We start from the raw sequence: 14626 nt of genomic DNA, 5'->3' as shown, positions 1-14626 counted from the left end.
ATATCAATTATTGAAATTATAAATCAGATATAAATCTTTGAAAATCAAAATAGTGTTAGCTTTGTATGTACAGTATACCAAGTAGTTTAGTTTTATTATATTTGAGAAAATCAAAAAGTAACAATGTTTCTTACCGAATGTCCTAGAGATGCCATGCAGGGATGGGGAGAATTTATCCCTACCGATAAAAAAATAGATTATATCAACTCCTTGATGGATGTTGGCTTTGATGTATTGGATTGTCTGAGTTTTGTTTCTCCGAAAGCAATTCCACAGATGGCTGATTCTGATGAGGTAGCCGAAAATATCGATAAATCTCGTTCCAAAACGAAAGTTTCTGCGATTATCGGCAATTACAGAGGTGCTGAAAAAGCACTGAAACACCAATCGGTTGATATTCTGGGCTTTCCGTTTTCTATTTCCGAAACTTTTCAGCACAGAAATACCAATAAAAGTCAGGAAGAAGCTTTTGATGAAATTATTAAAATGCTGGAACTGACAAAAAGTGAGGGAAAACAGCTTAACATTTATTTCTCCATGGCTTTTGGAAATCCATATGGCGAAATGTGGAAGTGGGAAGATGTAGATCATTGGGCACAGCGATTTTCAGATATCGGAGTGAAAGACATTTTATTGTCAGATACCACAGGGGTAGCAACTCCGGAAACGATTGCTCTTTTGTTTGAAAAAATACCTTCAAAATATCCTGAAATCAACTTTGGAGGGCACTTTCATAACCGTTATGAAGATTCTTATTCAAAATTAAAAGCAGCTTATGATAAAGGCTGCAGAAGATTCGACAGCGCGATCAAAGGTATCGGAGGATGTCCCATGGCTAAAGATGACCTGGTAGGAAATATGCCTACAGAGCAGGTTATCAACTTTATGAGCGTTGAAAAAGCAGGCCATAAACTGAATCTTCTGAATTTTGAAAGCTCTTACAATAAAGCGAAAGATATTTTTCATTTTTAAGATATGAAAGTATTTTACATCTCTTTTCTGATGTGTTGTTCTGCTTTAATGTTCTCACAAAATGTTGGGAGTTTATTCAAAGAAGAGAAATTTTCAGAAATTATCGCTTTGGAGAATAGAAGTTCTGGCTTTAATGGAGAAGAATTATATCAACTAGGTTTTGCATTTTTTAGAGAAGAAAATGATAGTAAGGCAATTGAATATTATGATAAAGCTTTAGAAAAAGGGTTTAATAATCCCATTGTTTTCTTTCAGAAAGGCTTATCTGAAAAGTATTTGAAAAAATATAAGGAAGCTCTTCAAAATATAGATAAAGCAATTGCAGGAGCTCCTCTAGCAGAGTTCTATTATGAAAAAATACTAATATACTACGCTCAGAAAGACTTTGTGAACGAAGAGAAAACATTCTCTGAGGCTTTGCATACATCAAGAGAGAAAAATGATTGGTATATTAAAATAGTAATAGCTGCTGGAAATTTTTACTATACTGAAAAGAACTTTGCAAAATCTGAAAAGATATATAAGGATGGGCTTTCGGATTTTCCTAAAGAATACGAATTCTATACAAAGCTTATCAAGTCTCTTAATGCTCAAAATAAGTTTACTGAGGCTAATCAGTACTTTACGATAATGAAGTCTTTTTATGAAAAAAAAGAACTTCCTGAAGATGAGATGAAGTTTAAAAATCTTAATGTTGATGAGTTTGCCTGGAAGAATCAGTGGATCAATGTTCATAAATATTTTGAGAGGCCCAAAAATACATTAGACGGTCTTTATATTCTTTATTTGATTGACGAAAAAGGAGAAAAAGTTGATAGGCGTTTTAAAATTGAAAAGACAGTTCAGGTTGAGAAAGAAGATGCTGAGTTTGTCATTTGTGAAGAAACCAAAGGAGGAGGTCATATTACTTATCCTGTGGCATTCAAAGATGACAGCTTTACTTTGGAAAGTCTGAGGAAAGAGATTATTAATATTTTAGATAAAAAATATGATGCTGTAGGATCATTTAAACCACAATAAATATAAAAATGAAAATATCTTCAATAATTTCGATTTCCGAACTCAAAAATATTCCAGCAGAAAATCTTGTCATTCTTGATGCAAGAACAGGAAAAGAAGTAAAGCAGAACTATCTTGAAAGACATATTAAAGGAGCAAGGTTCATTGATCTGGATAAAGATCTGGCTGAGATAGGAGAGGATGCTGCTTTTGGGGGAAGACATCCGCTTCCTTCCGTAGAAAAATTTGCTGAAACACTTTCCAGTCTTGGAATCGATGATAATTCCCACATCATAGTGTATGATGATAAAAATGCTTCTAATGCTGCGGCAAGAGCCTGGTGGATGCTAAGATCTTTCGGGTTTGAAAAGGTACAGGTTCTGGATGGGGGAATGCAGGCTGCAGAAAAAAATGGGCTGGAATTTTCTTCAGGAGAAGAAATATTTGACAAAGCTTCTTTAATAAAAAAGGATCATTGGCTTCTTCCTGTTTCCGGTTTGGAAATTGTTGAAAATGAGTTAATAAGCAATTCTTCTACGGTCATTGATGTAAGAGATGCCTATCGCTATAAAGGTGAATCTGAACCTATTGATCTGGTTGCAGGCCATATTCCGGGAGCAATTAATATTCCTTTTTCTGAAAATCTTGATGAAAATGGAAATTTTCTGAGTCCTGAAATCCTAAAAGAAAAATATACCCGATTACTGGAAAACAAACCTGAAAGCCTGATTATTCACTGTGGATCAGGTGTTACCGCTTGTCATACTATTTTAGCACTGGATTATGCGGGATTCCCGATGCCGGCCCTCTATGTAGGTTCATGGAGTGAGTGGAGCAGGAGAGAAGGAAAAGAAATAGCAAAAGAAAATTAAATAAAAAAAAGGATGTCTATCAGGCATCCTTTTCTTGTATGGTACAGTATTGTGTTCAGTTGTACTTACTTTTTATTTAAGTGAAGCAGTGAAATAATGATAAATCCTATCCCTGTAATAAAAGGAGGCTGTGCTTTCATCTGCGCTCCTAAATAAAGCATATATATTCCAAGGAAAGCAAGAGCTATTACGGCAATTTTCTTTGTCATTATATCCTGAATGTTTTATAGCATTCCCAGCTCAAACTTCGCCTCTTCACTCATCATATCCTTATTCCAGCTCGGTTCGAAAGTAAGCTCTAAATCTACACTATTCACAAGCTCTACTTCAGCCACTTTATCTTTTACTTCCTGAGGAAGCGTTTCTGCAACAGGACAGTTGGGAGTAGTAAGGGTCATTATAATTTTTACATCAGCATCATCGGAGATCTGAACATCGTAAATAAGCCCTAATTCGTAAATATCTACCGGAATTTCGGGGTCATATACGGTTTTCAGTACACCAATGATTTCCTCACCAATGTCAGCAATTTGATCGTCTGTAAATTTCATTTTTTAATCTAGATTGATATTCCTTTTCAACAAATCTTCCTGACGCATGCGCCGGAAAATATTTGCCAAAGTTAAGACATCTTTTTCACAATAGTCTACAATTCTCTGCAAGTCTTTCTCTATGTAGTAAATTGATGAAACCATTGAGCCGTCAATATCATCTTTCGGAGTAGGAATACCAAAGACATGAGCCAATAATTCTAATGATACAAAACTTTTATAATCTCCAAACTTCCACAGTTCCATAGTATCTATATGAGGAATTTCCCAAGGTTTTTTTCCAAACATCTGAAACGGAGCCGGGGGCTGTATACCGTTGATAAGGTATCGTCTGGCAATCCATGGGAAATCAAATTCCTTTCCGTTATGAGCACAGAGAATGACATTGTAAAGTCTTGGGCTGTTGAAGATTTCGCCAAATTCCTGAAGCATTTTTTTCTCATCATGCCCGGAAAAACTTTTTATTTTCAGCGTTTCATTCTTTTCAATCATCCCGATGGTAATGCAGATGATTTTTCCAAACTCGGCCATAATACCGGCACGTTCATAAAACTCTTCTGCCGAGACCTCTTCTTTTCTCTGAAACCGGGTTTTCTTGTCCCACAGATATTGCTCTGTTTCAGATAAGTCATCCCAGGATCCCGACTGCGGGACGGTCTCAATATCAAGGAATAAAACTCTTTCTAAGGGTATGTTCTGTATCATATGTGTTTTTATTTGCTGTCTATCCTACCTGCATTCCATTTTTTGTAGGCAATGAAGGGGCTAAAAGAGTAACATCTTTTTGATCTTCGCCATATAATCCCAGTACCAGGCACTCACTGAAGAAGTTGGCAATCTGCTTTTTAGGGAAATTCACTACTGCCAAAATCTGTTTTCCGATAAGTTCTTCTTTTTCATAAAGAGAAGTAATCTGTGCGGATGATTTTCTGATTCCTAAATCTCCAAAGTCTATTTCCAATTGATAAGATGGATTTCTGGCCTTTTCAAAATCATTTACTGAAAGGATTGTTCCACATCTGATATCTATTTTTTCAAAATCTGCCCAGGTGATGTCTGGTTTTACTGTCATGGTAATTCGTTGATTAAATGTTCTACTTCTGTTTTCTGTTCTGCATATTTTTGTTGTAGTTCTGAACCTTCCCCCATTCTTTTGTAATATTCCAACGCTTTTCCGCCGAAGAATTTTTTATGAAAATCTGAAACCTCCGGAATCTGTGGAAATACTTTGTGAAAAAGCATCTCATAATAGGCCTGAAATTCTCTTTCATTTTTGTCTTCAATGACATGCCCTGGAGCTTTCTGTCTTACATGAAGCATTTCGTGAGCCACCATATTAAGGACAAGGTTAAGGTCAAAATCAAATAAATTTCTCGGAATCATTACTGTTTGCGGCCCTCCCAGCTCACCTTCTGCAGTAAGAAGCATCGAGGTAGAAGAAAGTTCTTCCCTGAATCCAAATCCTGCAAAGTTTTCATGCTCAAGATCAAAAGAATGAATCAGGTATTTTGCTGCATCCAGAATCTGATCGTGTTCTTTATAGGCTTCAAGGTGTAAATTGATCTGCTCGAAATTCATCTGAAATATGTTTTAAACAAATGTATTAAAATATTGAGAATACTATGACGGATTAGTTAAAAATGCTTTAAAATTGGAATGGTCTTAAGATAAAGACTAAAAAGCCTGCCCCGAAAGGCAGGCTATAGATTTAAACTAAAAAATAAATTAAGGATGTTCATTTCTAGCTCTGATGACCAGATTGACTAAATCTGAGCCGCCACTTGCAAAATTATCGCTTGGATTATGCGCGCTTTGAGTAGCCACAGCATACGGAGAGCCGTCCCAATATCCCCAAAAAGGACCTCCGCTTTGTCCAGGCCATATATCTGCTTTATGGCTCATGCTTTCGTTGTCATCAGCACTCCAGAAATCTCCATCCAGTGCGATACCAGTTTGGTAAGTTGGCCTTTGAGTTCCTGTAAGGTCTCCCGGATATCCTGCGTGCGTCCAGTAAGCACCTCCATCCCATGAATCGGAATATGATTTTGAACCTAACCAGCCCGTGCTGTTTCCGATAGGCCTGTCTAATACAATCACTACATAATCGTATTGTATCTCTGTTGAATCAATAGAAGGACCTGCTACTTTATACTTGTAATACGTTAATGTACCCCAGGCAGTTCCGTAAGGAGCGCTTCCATTATAATACATTGGAGTGAATTTCAGCCATCCTGTTGTATTATTAGGCTGCCAGTCAACAATATGGGAGCAGGTAAGAAGGTGTCTTGGTCCGATCATTACACCACTTCCTGAACCTAAAGAACTTTCCACTCTGCCAACACATCTCCATGGATAGGCGGTAGAATTATATACTTTTCTTTGATCTGCTCCAAAAATAGTTCTTGCATTTTCCGGAGTCAGGAAAGAATCTTTGTCAATGAATTTTGGTTTACGGTCTCTTTTTGGTTCCAGTTTTGGATTGTATTCAAAATCAGCATGGTTAGGATAGAAATGATCGGTTTCCAGCGATCGGATTTCAGCTGTTTTTTCATCCATAGGCATTCCTATTGTTTTCATCCCTTTCGGAAAAGATCTTCCGTTGATGGTTTCCATGGCGGGAGCCTGGCTGAATAATTTTTCAATAGCTGCTGGTTTTTCAGTTGATTTTGCTTTAACAGTTCTAAGTCTTAAAACTTCTTCTGCTGTCATTGGGTTGTTGTTTTCAATTTTAGACATGATTATTATTTTTAATCTGGTATATTCCTACTCTTTTAATGGCTTTTCGGATTCCGCCAGTAATAATTATATGATTAAGTGAATATTTTCTGTGAAAATTCTGCGGTGATGCTTTCAGTCTGGTTGATCTGAGCTGCTCCCATAGCTGCCAATGCAATAGCAACCTGTTTATCAAGCGTTTTCCTAACAATGTTGCCGTTGGTAGCGCGTAATATTTTGCAGAAATGATAAGTGAAATAGCCTCGTATCTGCCCACTGATATTACCTTCCATGGATACCTGATTGTCTTTTGCGGCTGCCCATAAAGTATGATTCATTCCGGCAACAGGGATAAGAGCTTTAGTGAGTACCGTTGATTTTTTAGCATTTTTAGAAGATTCCATTTCATTGGCATAGGTCAGATAAAATTCATCTTCGAGCATGGGTGGAATATAACGGGCGGTTTCGTTGAGAAGATCTGCTTCCAGTCCCAGATCCATTTTTCGGGTTCCAGTTCCGGAATAACAGCAGTCGAAGATAACTTCCATATTGACTCCCGCTTTAAGCTTGCTGAGAACTGTTTTAAAATCATCATCACGAATGACCCCAGCGTTTGCGTAATCGTGCGGACAAATAGCTTCATCCAGACCATCCAGTTCCAAATCAGATCCAATATTAGCCACTCTGGTTCCGTGCCCCGAATAATAAAAAACGAGGGAATCTCCTTTTACACTTGTACTGATCAGAGACTTCAGATAGTTCAATATATTCGCTCTTGTTGCATTTTGATTGGTTAGAATTTTAATCTTTGCCGGACTAAAACCACAAATAACCAATGTGTTTGCCATATCTCTTGCGTCATTTACACAACCATTAAGATCTGGTCCTCCATACCCGATGGGTGCATAATCATTAATACCTACGATAAGTGCTTTTTTCATTGTATTAGTTTTAAAAATATTCCCTACTCTGTTCCGGCTTTTCGGGTTCTGCCTTTCTGTATTTTTTTCTATGACAAAATTCTATCATTCTGCAGGACGAAAACAGAGGAGAAAACCGTATTTTGAAAAAGGGAAAACACCTTTTAGTTTGTTTATGAGTGTGTTATGAATTAAAAATCCGGCAGCTTTGCAAGCTGCCGGATACGTAAGTGTGATGTAAAGATATCTGTTTTTAGATCAGAAGTAAGAGGAATAATTGAGATAAAAAATCAACACAGATCGTGTTTCAGTGCAAAAAGTACCAGACCTGCTCTGTTTTTTATATCCAGTTTTACAAAAACTGAATCTCTGTAGCCGTCTATTGTTTTGGGACTCAGGCACATCTTATCTGCAATTTCTTTATAGGTAAGTTCGCTGCATGCCCACTTTATAAACTCTTTCTCTCTGTCTTTCAACTCCGAAAGAAGGGAGGCATTTTTTATTTCTTCTGTTTTTACTTTCAATAATTTCTGAGCCACAAAATCAGTATAAAAACTACCTTTTTCAAATACGGTATCTATGGCCTGGAAGAGGATAGAAGGCTGCATGTCTTTCAGTAAATATCCTTTAGCACCTGCCTTCAGCATTCTGATGAGAACTTTTTCATCATCATCCATTGTCAGGGCAATGACTTTGATGTCGGGATAATGTTCGGTAAGCCATTCTGTAGTTTCTATACCGTTTTTATAAGGCATATTAACATCCATCAGTACTACGGCGGGTAATTCAGAAGCTTTTTCCACACCTGCAATAAATTCTTCTCCGTTGGGATGATTCATAATTACCCGATATTGAGTGTTTTCTGTGATCATATTCTCCAATGCTTTGGAGATTAAAGTATGATCATCAACGATCGCTATGGGAATAGTTTTCATAATAAATTTTTGTGATAGGTTATCAATGTTTGTGTTCCTTTATTTAGTTCTGAGTGTATAGACAGTTCGGCATGAATCAGTTTTGCTCTCAGCTCCATGTTTTTTAATCCTGAGCCATCCTGAATACTGCTGGTATCAAAGCCTCTTCCGTTATCGGAAATACTGATGTGCAATTTTTCACAGTCATCTTCCATTTGTATGGAAACATTTTTAGCTTTGGAATGTTTCAGGATATTGTTGATACTTTCCTGGATAATTCTGAAAAGGATCAGACCATGTTTTGGTGAAATATCAATATCCTGCTTCTGGGTAATAAATTCTATTTTTAATAATTTCAGTTTTTTGATCCGCTGAACTTCTCTTTCTATAGATTCTGCCAATCCGAAGTGAATGATCTGTTCAGTAATCAATGTTTTAGAAAGGTTTCTTATATCCTGTATGCATTCACCTAATAGCTCATTTAGCTCTATCAGGTCTTCTTTTTCATTGTTTTTTAATTTGGCAATCAGTTGATTTTGCCGCAGCCGTACCACGGAAAGTTTTTGCCCCAGATCATCATGTAATTCCTGTCCGATGTAGTTCAGGGTCTGCTCCTTCATTTCTACCTGTGAAGTGGCGAGTTCCTTTTCAAAACGCAGATCTTTTTCCTTTTGCTCTATCACCAGTGTTGTTTTTTTCTTGATGAAGACCGTATAGATGAAGATCATTGTCAAAACAATGATGAATAAGGTAATGGTAAAGATGATGACCAAATTATTTTCTTCCATATCTAAGAAGTATTTATCTGATTTTCTCCTGTTTGTTCCCAATCAACCCCCATATGAGTATACTGTTACTGATCAGATTCAGCATAAATAAAATGAAGAAATAAATACTCTCCGAAACAGTGGTTCTGAAAAAAAGAATCGGGATACTTCCGATAAAAAAGATCAACAAAGCCACTGAAATCCAGAAGGGCAGATAATTATTAATTCCCAATATCTTATCTGAATTAAAAGTTTGGTACAGGAACAAAATAATTGAAAATAACAACAGAAGAATATCTACATACAGCATATTAAAAGAAAAATGATGAAGCAGATCATCTTCTATGTAAAACATGAGGGCAATATTAAGGACAAAAAGAATCAGGATGAAGGCCTGGATCTTTTTGAGCACCGGAACATATAATAATTGGTAATAATAAAATAAGTACAAAAAGAATACAATCATCAAAAAACCAATTACATAAAATAGGTCCGTAGGCAGTCTGGTCAGGTCGAAGTAGAAATAACAGAAAATATCAATCAGGGAAAACAACAGATATCCAATAATAAAAAATAAATTTTCCTTTCCGGTTTTTCTATATTTTATGACCATTAAAAGCATCACTATGATGGATAGGATCATCGATATCTGTTTCCCTGTTTCAATATTCCAGTTCATAATTTTGTGTTTTTAAGGCATTGTTCCTGACAAGGTTTTTGGAGGAGGTGCAAGATTGGTCATGTTCATAGATTCTATGGATGGTACATCTGTATTTTCCTCCGTGCTGGCTGATCTGGACATTGCCTTGTCTCTTTCTCTTTTTTGAGCGGTAGGCACTAGAAATATGGTTTGATAGCCTGCGTATTCAGGTTTTGCCATTCTGTTTTTAGGATGATTCATTGGGTATTTTCCCATATAAATTCTGATTCCTGGATTTTTTAATTTCTGTTTTTTGGCATTTTCTTTTACATACTTAATATATCCTTCCATGTCTTCCAGTGAAAACCAGTACCATCGGGAATCAGGTTCACCGTTTCTGTATTTCATGAGAATTTCATGATTCGTTCTGGTGTATTCATCAAAAAGGACCCTGCCTTCACGGTAGCTGATCAGTTTCTTTTTATAACTGTTACTAACGGGTTCTTTAGGGGGTTCAGAGCAACGGGTGCAGCTTAACAGACAGAGAGTTAGAATGAAGGCTGCACAGAGCAAACTTAAAGTCTTAGTAAAAAAGGAAGTTTTCATTTTTATGGTTTTAATTTTATGGAACAAAATTAGCTAACGGCACAACTATAAAAAAGGGTGAAAACACTGTTTTTATCCTTTACTAAATTTACGGCTTTTTGATATTCAGACCAGTATGAATTGTTGATTTATTTTTATTTTCAAAAAGAGATATTAATTATGATTGTTAAAATGATAATGTGTATTTGAGTCCGGAACTGGGTATAAAAAACAGGGCCGGAAATCTCTTCCCGGTCCTGTCAAACAAGATTAAGTGTAAAATTTAGCCTTTAAAGGCAAAAAAGGATAATTCAAATTGTGTTCAGATTTTTATTGATCTTAATCTATATTGAGTGGAATTGATAGTAATGGTACTTTATTTTTGTAAGCCATAATAGCTGTTTTACTTCGGTGGAAAAGAGATTCCACAAGATTGTATTTGTAGGGAACCATTGTCAGCAGATCCGGATTTGTTAGTCTGATTTCCTCCTCAATAGCCTTGATGACCTCGATGGATTGAATCATTTTAAAACTGTATTTAATATCATCCAGATCATATCCGGAATTCAGGTCAATATCATGAATAACCTCAGCAAAATCTTCCAGCCTTTCACTTACATTGAAAACCTCAACTTCAGCATTAAATTCATTAATGAAATAATAAATATCATTCATTGCAGTCCAGGTCATACTTTTATGGGTATCATAGGCAAAAAGAATTTTCCTGATTCCTGTATATTCTATATGAGCCGGAACTATTAATATCGGTTTTTTTATTCTGTGAATAGCCCTTGTTACACTGTTGCCCAAAAGCCTTTGTTCAAGCGTTTTTTCTGCCATTCCCATGACAATAAAATCACATCCGTGGATCTGCATACAGTTTTCAAGCTCTTCAATGAAATTACCGGAAGCCAGATGATAGTTGGTTTCTATAGTATAAAGTGTCGCAAGCTCAGCTGCCTTGTCTTCCAGTTTTTTCTGATTTTTAAGCGTCTGGGTATAGAAAAAGTCTGCTGAAACCTGTGCATTCAAAGCATGAATAGAAACGGTTTGCAGGTTAAAAAGTACGATTGTATATTTATTTTCTTTAGCCATAGATGCTGCATAATGAGTGGCATTTTCAGCTTCGTGAGAAAAATCTGTGCAGACAATTATTGTTTTCATTGTACCGGATTTAATATTGCAAAACTATCATAGACAAGGGTTGTCTTATCATAAAAATAGGGTGACATTGCATAAAATGATGATGAAATGTCTTTTTCAGGTGATGAACCGTAACATCCATTTGAACACTTCTATTTTACGTTTCAGGGACGGTTTTGGCGGTCTCGTCTAAAATAGAGAATACTCATATAAAATCTATTTCTATATTTACATTCACAAAGTCCCGGATATGAATAGGATTTCTACCATCAGGAAAAATATAGTACGGAATAAGAAGATTCTTTCCACCATGAAAAGAAGGCTCGTGATTTGGGCAGTAGCAGTAGTTACCTTCTGTGTTTTTTCCTATCTTATTGATCCGTTTGATCCCGTTTGGAAGGGATATCTGGTTGCTCCGCTGCAGATGATTCTGGAAGATGCTTCATGGATTATCTTTTTTTCTATCATCATTTCAGAGGTCAGTATATTTATTGACAGAACGCTCAATAAACTGCTTCCCTGGAGAGACAGAACCGTAAAACGATTGTTTATTCAGTGCTTGCTGCAGATTGTGGGAAGTGTGATGATCGTTATTATTATCAATGCAATTGTAGACTGTACCTCCGTAACATTACCCGAGATGGATTCCCGTAGAGAGTATACACTTCTGGGACAGTGGATTGCAACCAATATTGTAATATCATTGATTATCAGTGCATTTAACACCGTGGATTATTTACTTGAAAACTGGAAAAAAACAGCAGTAGAAGCCGCACAGCATAAACTGAGGGCTTCCAAACATAAACAGGCTGCTATGGCGGCAGAGCTGCAGGCACTCAAACTTCAGATAGATCCCCATTTTATATTCAATAACCTAAGTGTATTGTCAGAACTTATCCTGGAAGATCAGCAGCTGGGCTATGACTATTCGGAGAAATTTGCAAGAGTATACCGATACTTGCTGGTGAACTCCAAAAAAGACATCATTGCAGTAGAAGAGGAGCTGAAATTTTTAGAATCCTATATCTTTCTGATTGAAAAAAGAATTGGTGAAGGAGTAGTCTTTAAGATTGATATTCAGGAAGAATTTAGATCCAGATTTACACTTCCACTGTCTTTACAGCTGTTGGTGGAAAACGCCATTAAACATAACCAGACCTCAAAGATAAACCCTCTTGAAATAGAGGTATATACAAATCCCGAAGGAGAGCTGGTGGTTTCCAATACATTTCTGCCCCTGATCAATAAGCCGGATTCCTCCGGAGTAGGGCTTACCAATATTGTTGCACGGTACGAAATTTTAGGATATCCTAAGCCTGTGATTGAAAAAACTGAAGATAAATTTATTGTAAAACTTCCATTGATATGAAGATTAATAAAATTTTAATAGTTGAGGATGAAAGACCCAATGCTGATAGGTTGAAAAGACTGTTGCTGAAGTTAAGACCCCATATCGAAATTCTGTCTGTAGAAGACTCAATTATCTCAACGGTACATTGGCTGGAAAATAATGTGGTTCCGGATATTATTATGATGGATGTGCGGTTGGCAGATGGGCTCAGCTTTGAAATATTTAACAAGCATGAGATCAAAAGTGCCGTCATATTCACTACAGCATATGATGAATATGCTGTACAGGCCTTTAAATACAACAGTGTAGATTACCTTCTGAAACCTATTGAAGAAGAAGAGCTGGATGCTGCTTTAAAACGCTACGAAACCTTTATGGAATCCGTTCCTGTTTTGGGAACAGCCATCGAGGGGCTGCTGAATTATATCCAGCCGAAGGATTACAGAAAACGGTTTCTTATAGCCCACAGAGATGGATATAAAACGGTTCTTGCAGAAGATATTTTATACTTTTATACCGAATTGGGAATCAGCAAAGCCATGTTGAATACCGGAGTGGTAGAAAATGTTCCGCAAACCCTGGAAGAGCTTGAAAAACAGCTAGATCCTAAATTTTTCTTCAGAGCCAACAGACAATTTATTATTCACATCAATTCAGTGAAACAGATTTTTAATCACTTTAACGGAAAATTGAAGCTGGAATTGAGAAAACAGCCTGATATGGAAGTAATCGTAAGCCGGGAAAAAGCTTCCGTTTTTAAATCTTGGATGGATTATTAATTCCATAAAAAATACAAACGAGACTGCTTTTTAGACAAAGCGGTCTTTTTTTGCTTTACTTGTGAAATAGGTTAATTTATCTTTAGCAATTCAACACTTATTTTATCCTAAAAATCTATTTTTCGTCATAATTATAGGGGAAAACAGCTGTTTTCTTTTCATTTTTGGTATCATACGCTTCACCTGCGATTAATTACGCTTCACCAGATTTCTGCATGAATATCCTTATTATATGAAGTTATTTTGCTCCTGTAAAATTTAAAAACTCATGTTATGAATTACAGAAAAGGATATCTGGTACTTTCACTTACAGCTGCAGCGATATTGTCCTCATGCGGTTCCGGGAATGGCCAGGAAAATGCCCAGCAGATGCAGCAGGCACTGCCTACAGATTTTATCCAGGTGAAATCCGGAGATGCAGATGTCTCTACAGGATACCCGGGCAGTATAGAAGGGCAGGACAATGTAGATATTAAAGCACAGGTGACAGGTTATCTGGAAGCCGTATATATCAAAGAAGGACAGTATGTAAGCAAAGGACAGCCCCTTTTCAGAATAAACCCATCAGTATATAATGAGCAGGTAAATACCAATGAAGCCGCTTTGAAATCAGCTATGGCGGCGCAGGAAACAGCCAAACTTGAAGTAGAAAAACTGAAGCCTCTTGTAGAAGGAAAAGTAGTTTCTGATATGCAGTTGAAAACCGCTCAGGCAAGTTATAGAGCAGCTTCGGCACAGGTTGCGCAGGCACAGTCTTCTTTAGGATCATCAAAAATTAACGCCAATTTTGCTTACATCAAAGCTCCTGTGAGCGGATATATAGGAAGAATTCCAAATAGAGTTGGAAACCTTATCAGTCCATCAGATGCAGCTCCATTAACAACGCTTTCAAGTATAAACAGTGTGAATGTGTATTTCTCCATGAATGAAGCTGATTTTATTGCCCACAGCAAAGCTTCAGGATCAGGAAATAACGCAGAAAATGTAGAGCTTATCCTTGCAGACGGTTCTACTTATTCTCTTAAAGGAAAACTTGAAAATGCCAGTGGAAACTTCGACAGAAATACAGGGAGTATTCAAATGAAAGCTGTTTTCCAGAATCCTGATCAATTATTGAGAGCAGGAGGGACAGCAAGAGTGATGATTCACAACGCATTGAATGGTGTTGTCAAACTTCCGAAAACATCTGTGAAAGATATTCAGGACAGATTCTTTGTCTATAAACTGAATGGCAAAGACAAAGTGAAAATGACCCAGATTACCGTTTCAGGAAGCACATCTCAGGATTACTTTATCAAAGAAGGAGTAAATGCCGGAGATAAGATTGCTATCAACAGAATTGATGCCCTTACAGATGGAGCACAGGTTGTTGCGACAACAGTTCCTTTAAAATAGTTGTATAACCATTCTTAGAAAAT

General features: G+C 36.8%; 18 protein-coding genes. 6 read left to right on the top strand and 12 right to left on the bottom strand.

Annotated elements, in window-relative coordinates; translation table 11 throughout:
* The first annotated feature begins 123 nt into the window (after nucleotides 1-123).
* From GFU89_RS13265 to GFU89_RS13255, 3 genes are read left to right on the top strand one after another with little or no spacing between them, the layout of a single operon-like run.
* Complete coding sequence (locus GFU89_RS13265) at nucleotides 124-972, top strand: hydroxymethylglutaryl-CoA lyase (protein WP_318847577.1); 849 nt, start codon at nucleotides 124-126, stop codon at nucleotides 970-972.
* 3 nt (nucleotides 973-975) lie between these two features.
* A complete protein-coding gene (locus GFU89_RS13260; RefSeq protein ID WP_318847576.1) occupies nucleotides 976-1992 on the top strand; it encodes a tetratricopeptide repeat protein in 1017 nt (338 codons plus the stop codon).
* An 8-nt stretch (nucleotides 1993-2000) separates the two neighbouring features.
* Nucleotides 2001-2843 (top strand): sulfurtransferase, encoded by an 843-nt coding sequence (locus GFU89_RS13255; protein WP_318847575.1) that lies wholly within the window; start codon nucleotides 2001-2003, stop codon nucleotides 2841-2843.
* A 65-nt stretch (nucleotides 2844-2908) separates the two neighbouring features.
* On the opposite strand, the gene GFU89_RS13250 is transcribed toward GFU89_RS13255, so the two are convergent.
* From GFU89_RS13250 to GFU89_RS13195, 12 genes are all read right to left on the bottom strand, one after another.
* A complete protein-coding gene (locus GFU89_RS13250) occupies nucleotides 2909-3052 on the bottom strand; it encodes a hypothetical protein (protein WP_318847574.1) in 144 nt (47 codons plus the stop codon).
* A 15-nt stretch (nucleotides 3053-3067) separates the two neighbouring features.
* Nucleotides 3068-3394: an SUF system Fe-S cluster assembly protein gene (locus tag GFU89_RS13245; protein ID WP_318847573.1), complete on the bottom strand. Its 327-nt coding sequence runs from the start codon at nucleotides 3392-3394 to the stop codon at nucleotides 3068-3070.
* Nucleotides 3395-3397: 3 nt separating this feature from the next.
* Nucleotides 3398-4099: a 3'-5' exonuclease gene (locus GFU89_RS13240; RefSeq protein WP_318847572.1), complete on the bottom strand. Its 702-nt coding sequence runs from the start codon at nucleotides 4097-4099 to the stop codon at nucleotides 3398-3400.
* A gap of 19 nt (nucleotides 4100-4118) precedes the next feature.
* Nucleotides 4119-4466 carry a tRNA-binding protein gene (locus GFU89_RS13235; protein WP_318847571.1) on the bottom strand — a complete coding sequence of 116 codons (348 nt, stop codon included), beginning with the start codon at nucleotides 4464-4466 and terminating at the stop codon, nucleotides 4119-4121.
* On the bottom strand, nucleotides 4463-4972 hold the full coding sequence (locus tag GFU89_RS13230; protein ID WP_318847570.1) for a hypothetical protein: 510 nt from the start codon (nucleotides 4970-4972) through the stop codon (nucleotides 4463-4465). The genes GFU89_RS13235 and GFU89_RS13230 overlap by 4 nt, the downstream gene beginning before the upstream one ends.
* 147 nt (nucleotides 4973-5119) lie before the next feature.
* Nucleotides 5120-6130, bottom strand: a complete 1011-nt coding sequence (locus GFU89_RS13225; RefSeq protein WP_318847569.1) for a trypsin-like serine peptidase — start codon at nucleotides 6128-6130, stop codon at nucleotides 5120-5122.
* Between the two features lie 74 nt (nucleotides 6131-6204).
* Nucleotides 6205-7050, bottom strand: a complete 846-nt coding sequence (locus GFU89_RS13220) for a caspase family protein (RefSeq protein ID WP_318847568.1) — start codon at nucleotides 7048-7050, stop codon at nucleotides 6205-6207.
* Nucleotides 7051-7319: 269 nt separating this feature from the next.
* Nucleotides 7320-7964, bottom strand: a complete 645-nt coding sequence (locus GFU89_RS13215; protein WP_309873685.1) for a response regulator transcription factor — start codon at nucleotides 7962-7964, stop codon at nucleotides 7320-7322.
* Nucleotides 7961-8731 carry a sensor histidine kinase gene (locus GFU89_RS13210; protein ID WP_318847567.1) on the bottom strand — a complete coding sequence of 257 codons (771 nt, stop codon included), beginning with the start codon at nucleotides 8729-8731 and terminating at the stop codon, nucleotides 7961-7963. Before GFU89_RS13210 ends, GFU89_RS13215 begins: the two co-directional genes overlap by 4 nt.
* A gap of 13 nt (nucleotides 8732-8744) precedes the next feature.
* Nucleotides 8745-9389, bottom strand: coding sequence for a hypothetical protein (locus tag GFU89_RS13205; protein WP_318847566.1), 645 nt, complete (start codon nucleotides 9387-9389; stop codon nucleotides 8745-8747).
* A gap of 12 nt (nucleotides 9390-9401) precedes the next feature.
* A complete protein-coding gene (locus GFU89_RS13200) occupies nucleotides 9402-9956 on the bottom strand; it encodes a hypothetical protein (protein ID WP_318847565.1) in 555 nt (184 codons plus the stop codon).
* 318 nt (nucleotides 9957-10274) lie between these two features.
* On the bottom strand, nucleotides 10275-11099 hold the full coding sequence (locus GFU89_RS13195) for a universal stress protein (protein WP_318847564.1): 825 nt from the start codon (nucleotides 11097-11099) through the stop codon (nucleotides 10275-10277).
* Between the two features lie 229 nt (nucleotides 11100-11328).
* On the opposite strand from GFU89_RS13195, the gene GFU89_RS13190 reads away from it, so the two are divergent.
* The 3 genes from GFU89_RS13190 to GFU89_RS13180 all read left to right on the top strand — a co-directional run bounded on the left by GFU89_RS13190 (nucleotide 11329) and on the right by GFU89_RS13180 (nucleotide 14603).
* Nucleotides 11329-12447, top strand: a complete 1119-nt coding sequence (locus tag GFU89_RS13190) for a sensor histidine kinase (protein WP_318847563.1) — start codon at nucleotides 11329-11331, stop codon at nucleotides 12445-12447.
* Complete coding sequence (locus tag GFU89_RS13185; protein ID WP_318847562.1) at nucleotides 12444-13208, top strand: LytTR family DNA-binding domain-containing protein; 765 nt, start codon at nucleotides 12444-12446, stop codon at nucleotides 13206-13208. The genes GFU89_RS13190 and GFU89_RS13185 overlap by 4 nt, the downstream gene beginning before the upstream one ends.
* A 273-nt stretch (nucleotides 13209-13481) precedes the next feature.
* Nucleotides 13482-14603, top strand: a complete 1122-nt coding sequence (locus GFU89_RS13180; protein ID WP_318847561.1) for an efflux RND transporter periplasmic adaptor subunit — start codon at nucleotides 13482-13484, stop codon at nucleotides 14601-14603.
* The last annotated feature ends 23 nt before the right edge of the window (nucleotides 14604-14626 follow it).

The organism is Chryseobacterium sp. JV558 (assembly GCF_033712365.1).
GTDB lineage: Bacteria > Bacteroidota > Bacteroidia > Flavobacteriales > Weeksellaceae > Chryseobacterium.
The sequence above is the reverse complement of the archived record's forward strand: the minus strand, read 5'-3'. Positions and strand labels throughout refer to the sequence as shown.

Excerpts from the sequence above, each read along its gene's own strand:
- GFU89_RS13265 (WP_318847577.1), top strand. The coding sequence starts at position 124 with ATGTTTCTTACCGAATGTCCTAGAGATGCCATGCAGGGATGGGGAGAA.
- GFU89_RS13260 (WP_318847576.1), top strand. The coding sequence starts at position 976 with ATGAAAGTATTTTACATCTCTTTTCTGATGTGTTGTTCTGCTTTAATG.
- GFU89_RS13255 (WP_318847575.1), top strand. The coding sequence starts at position 2,001 with ATGAAAATATCTTCAATAATTTCGATTTCCGAACTCAAAAATATTCCA.
- GFU89_RS13250 (WP_318847574.1), bottom strand. The coding sequence starts at position 3,052 with ATGACAAAGAAAATTGCCGTAATAGCTCTTGCTTTCCTTGGAATATAT.
- GFU89_RS13245 (WP_318847573.1), bottom strand. The coding sequence starts at position 3,394 with ATGAAATTTACAGACGATCAAATTGCTGACATTGGTGAGGAAATCATT.
- GFU89_RS13240 (WP_318847572.1), bottom strand. The coding sequence starts at position 4,099 with ATGATACAGAACATACCCTTAGAAAGAGTTTTATTCCTTGATATTGAG.
- GFU89_RS13235 (WP_318847571.1), bottom strand. The coding sequence starts at position 4,466 with ATGACAGTAAAACCAGACATCACCTGGGCAGATTTTGAAAAAATAGAT.
- GFU89_RS13230 (WP_318847570.1), bottom strand. The coding sequence starts at position 4,972 with ATGAATTTCGAGCAGATCAATTTACACCTTGAAGCCTATAAAGAACAC.
- GFU89_RS13225 (WP_318847569.1), bottom strand. The coding sequence starts at position 6,130 with ATGTCTAAAATTGAAAACAACAACCCAATGACAGCAGAAGAAGTTTTA.
- GFU89_RS13220 (WP_318847568.1), bottom strand. The coding sequence starts at position 7,050 with ATGAAAAAAGCACTTATCGTAGGTATTAATGATTATGCACCCATCGGG.
- GFU89_RS13215 (WP_309873685.1), bottom strand. The coding sequence starts at position 7,964 with ATGAAAACTATTCCCATAGCGATCGTTGATGATCATACTTTAATCTCC.
- GFU89_RS13210 (WP_318847567.1), bottom strand. The coding sequence starts at position 8,731 with ATGGAAGAAAATAATTTGGTCATCATCTTTACCATTACCTTATTCATC.
- GFU89_RS13205 (WP_318847566.1), bottom strand. The coding sequence starts at position 9,389 with ATGAACTGGAATATTGAAACAGGGAAACAGATATCGATGATCCTATCC.
- GFU89_RS13200 (WP_318847565.1), bottom strand. The coding sequence starts at position 9,956 with ATGAAAACTTCCTTTTTTACTAAGACTTTAAGTTTGCTCTGTGCAGCC.
- GFU89_RS13195 (WP_318847564.1), bottom strand. The coding sequence starts at position 11,099 with ATGAAAACAATAATTGTCTGCACAGATTTTTCTCACGAAGCTGAAAAT.
- GFU89_RS13190 (WP_318847563.1), top strand. The coding sequence starts at position 11,329 with ATGAATAGGATTTCTACCATCAGGAAAAATATAGTACGGAATAAGAAG.
- GFU89_RS13185 (WP_318847562.1), top strand. The coding sequence starts at position 12,444 with ATGAAGATTAATAAAATTTTAATAGTTGAGGATGAAAGACCCAATGCT.
- GFU89_RS13180 (WP_318847561.1), top strand. The coding sequence starts at position 13,482 with ATGAATTACAGAAAAGGATATCTGGTACTTTCACTTACAGCTGCAGCG.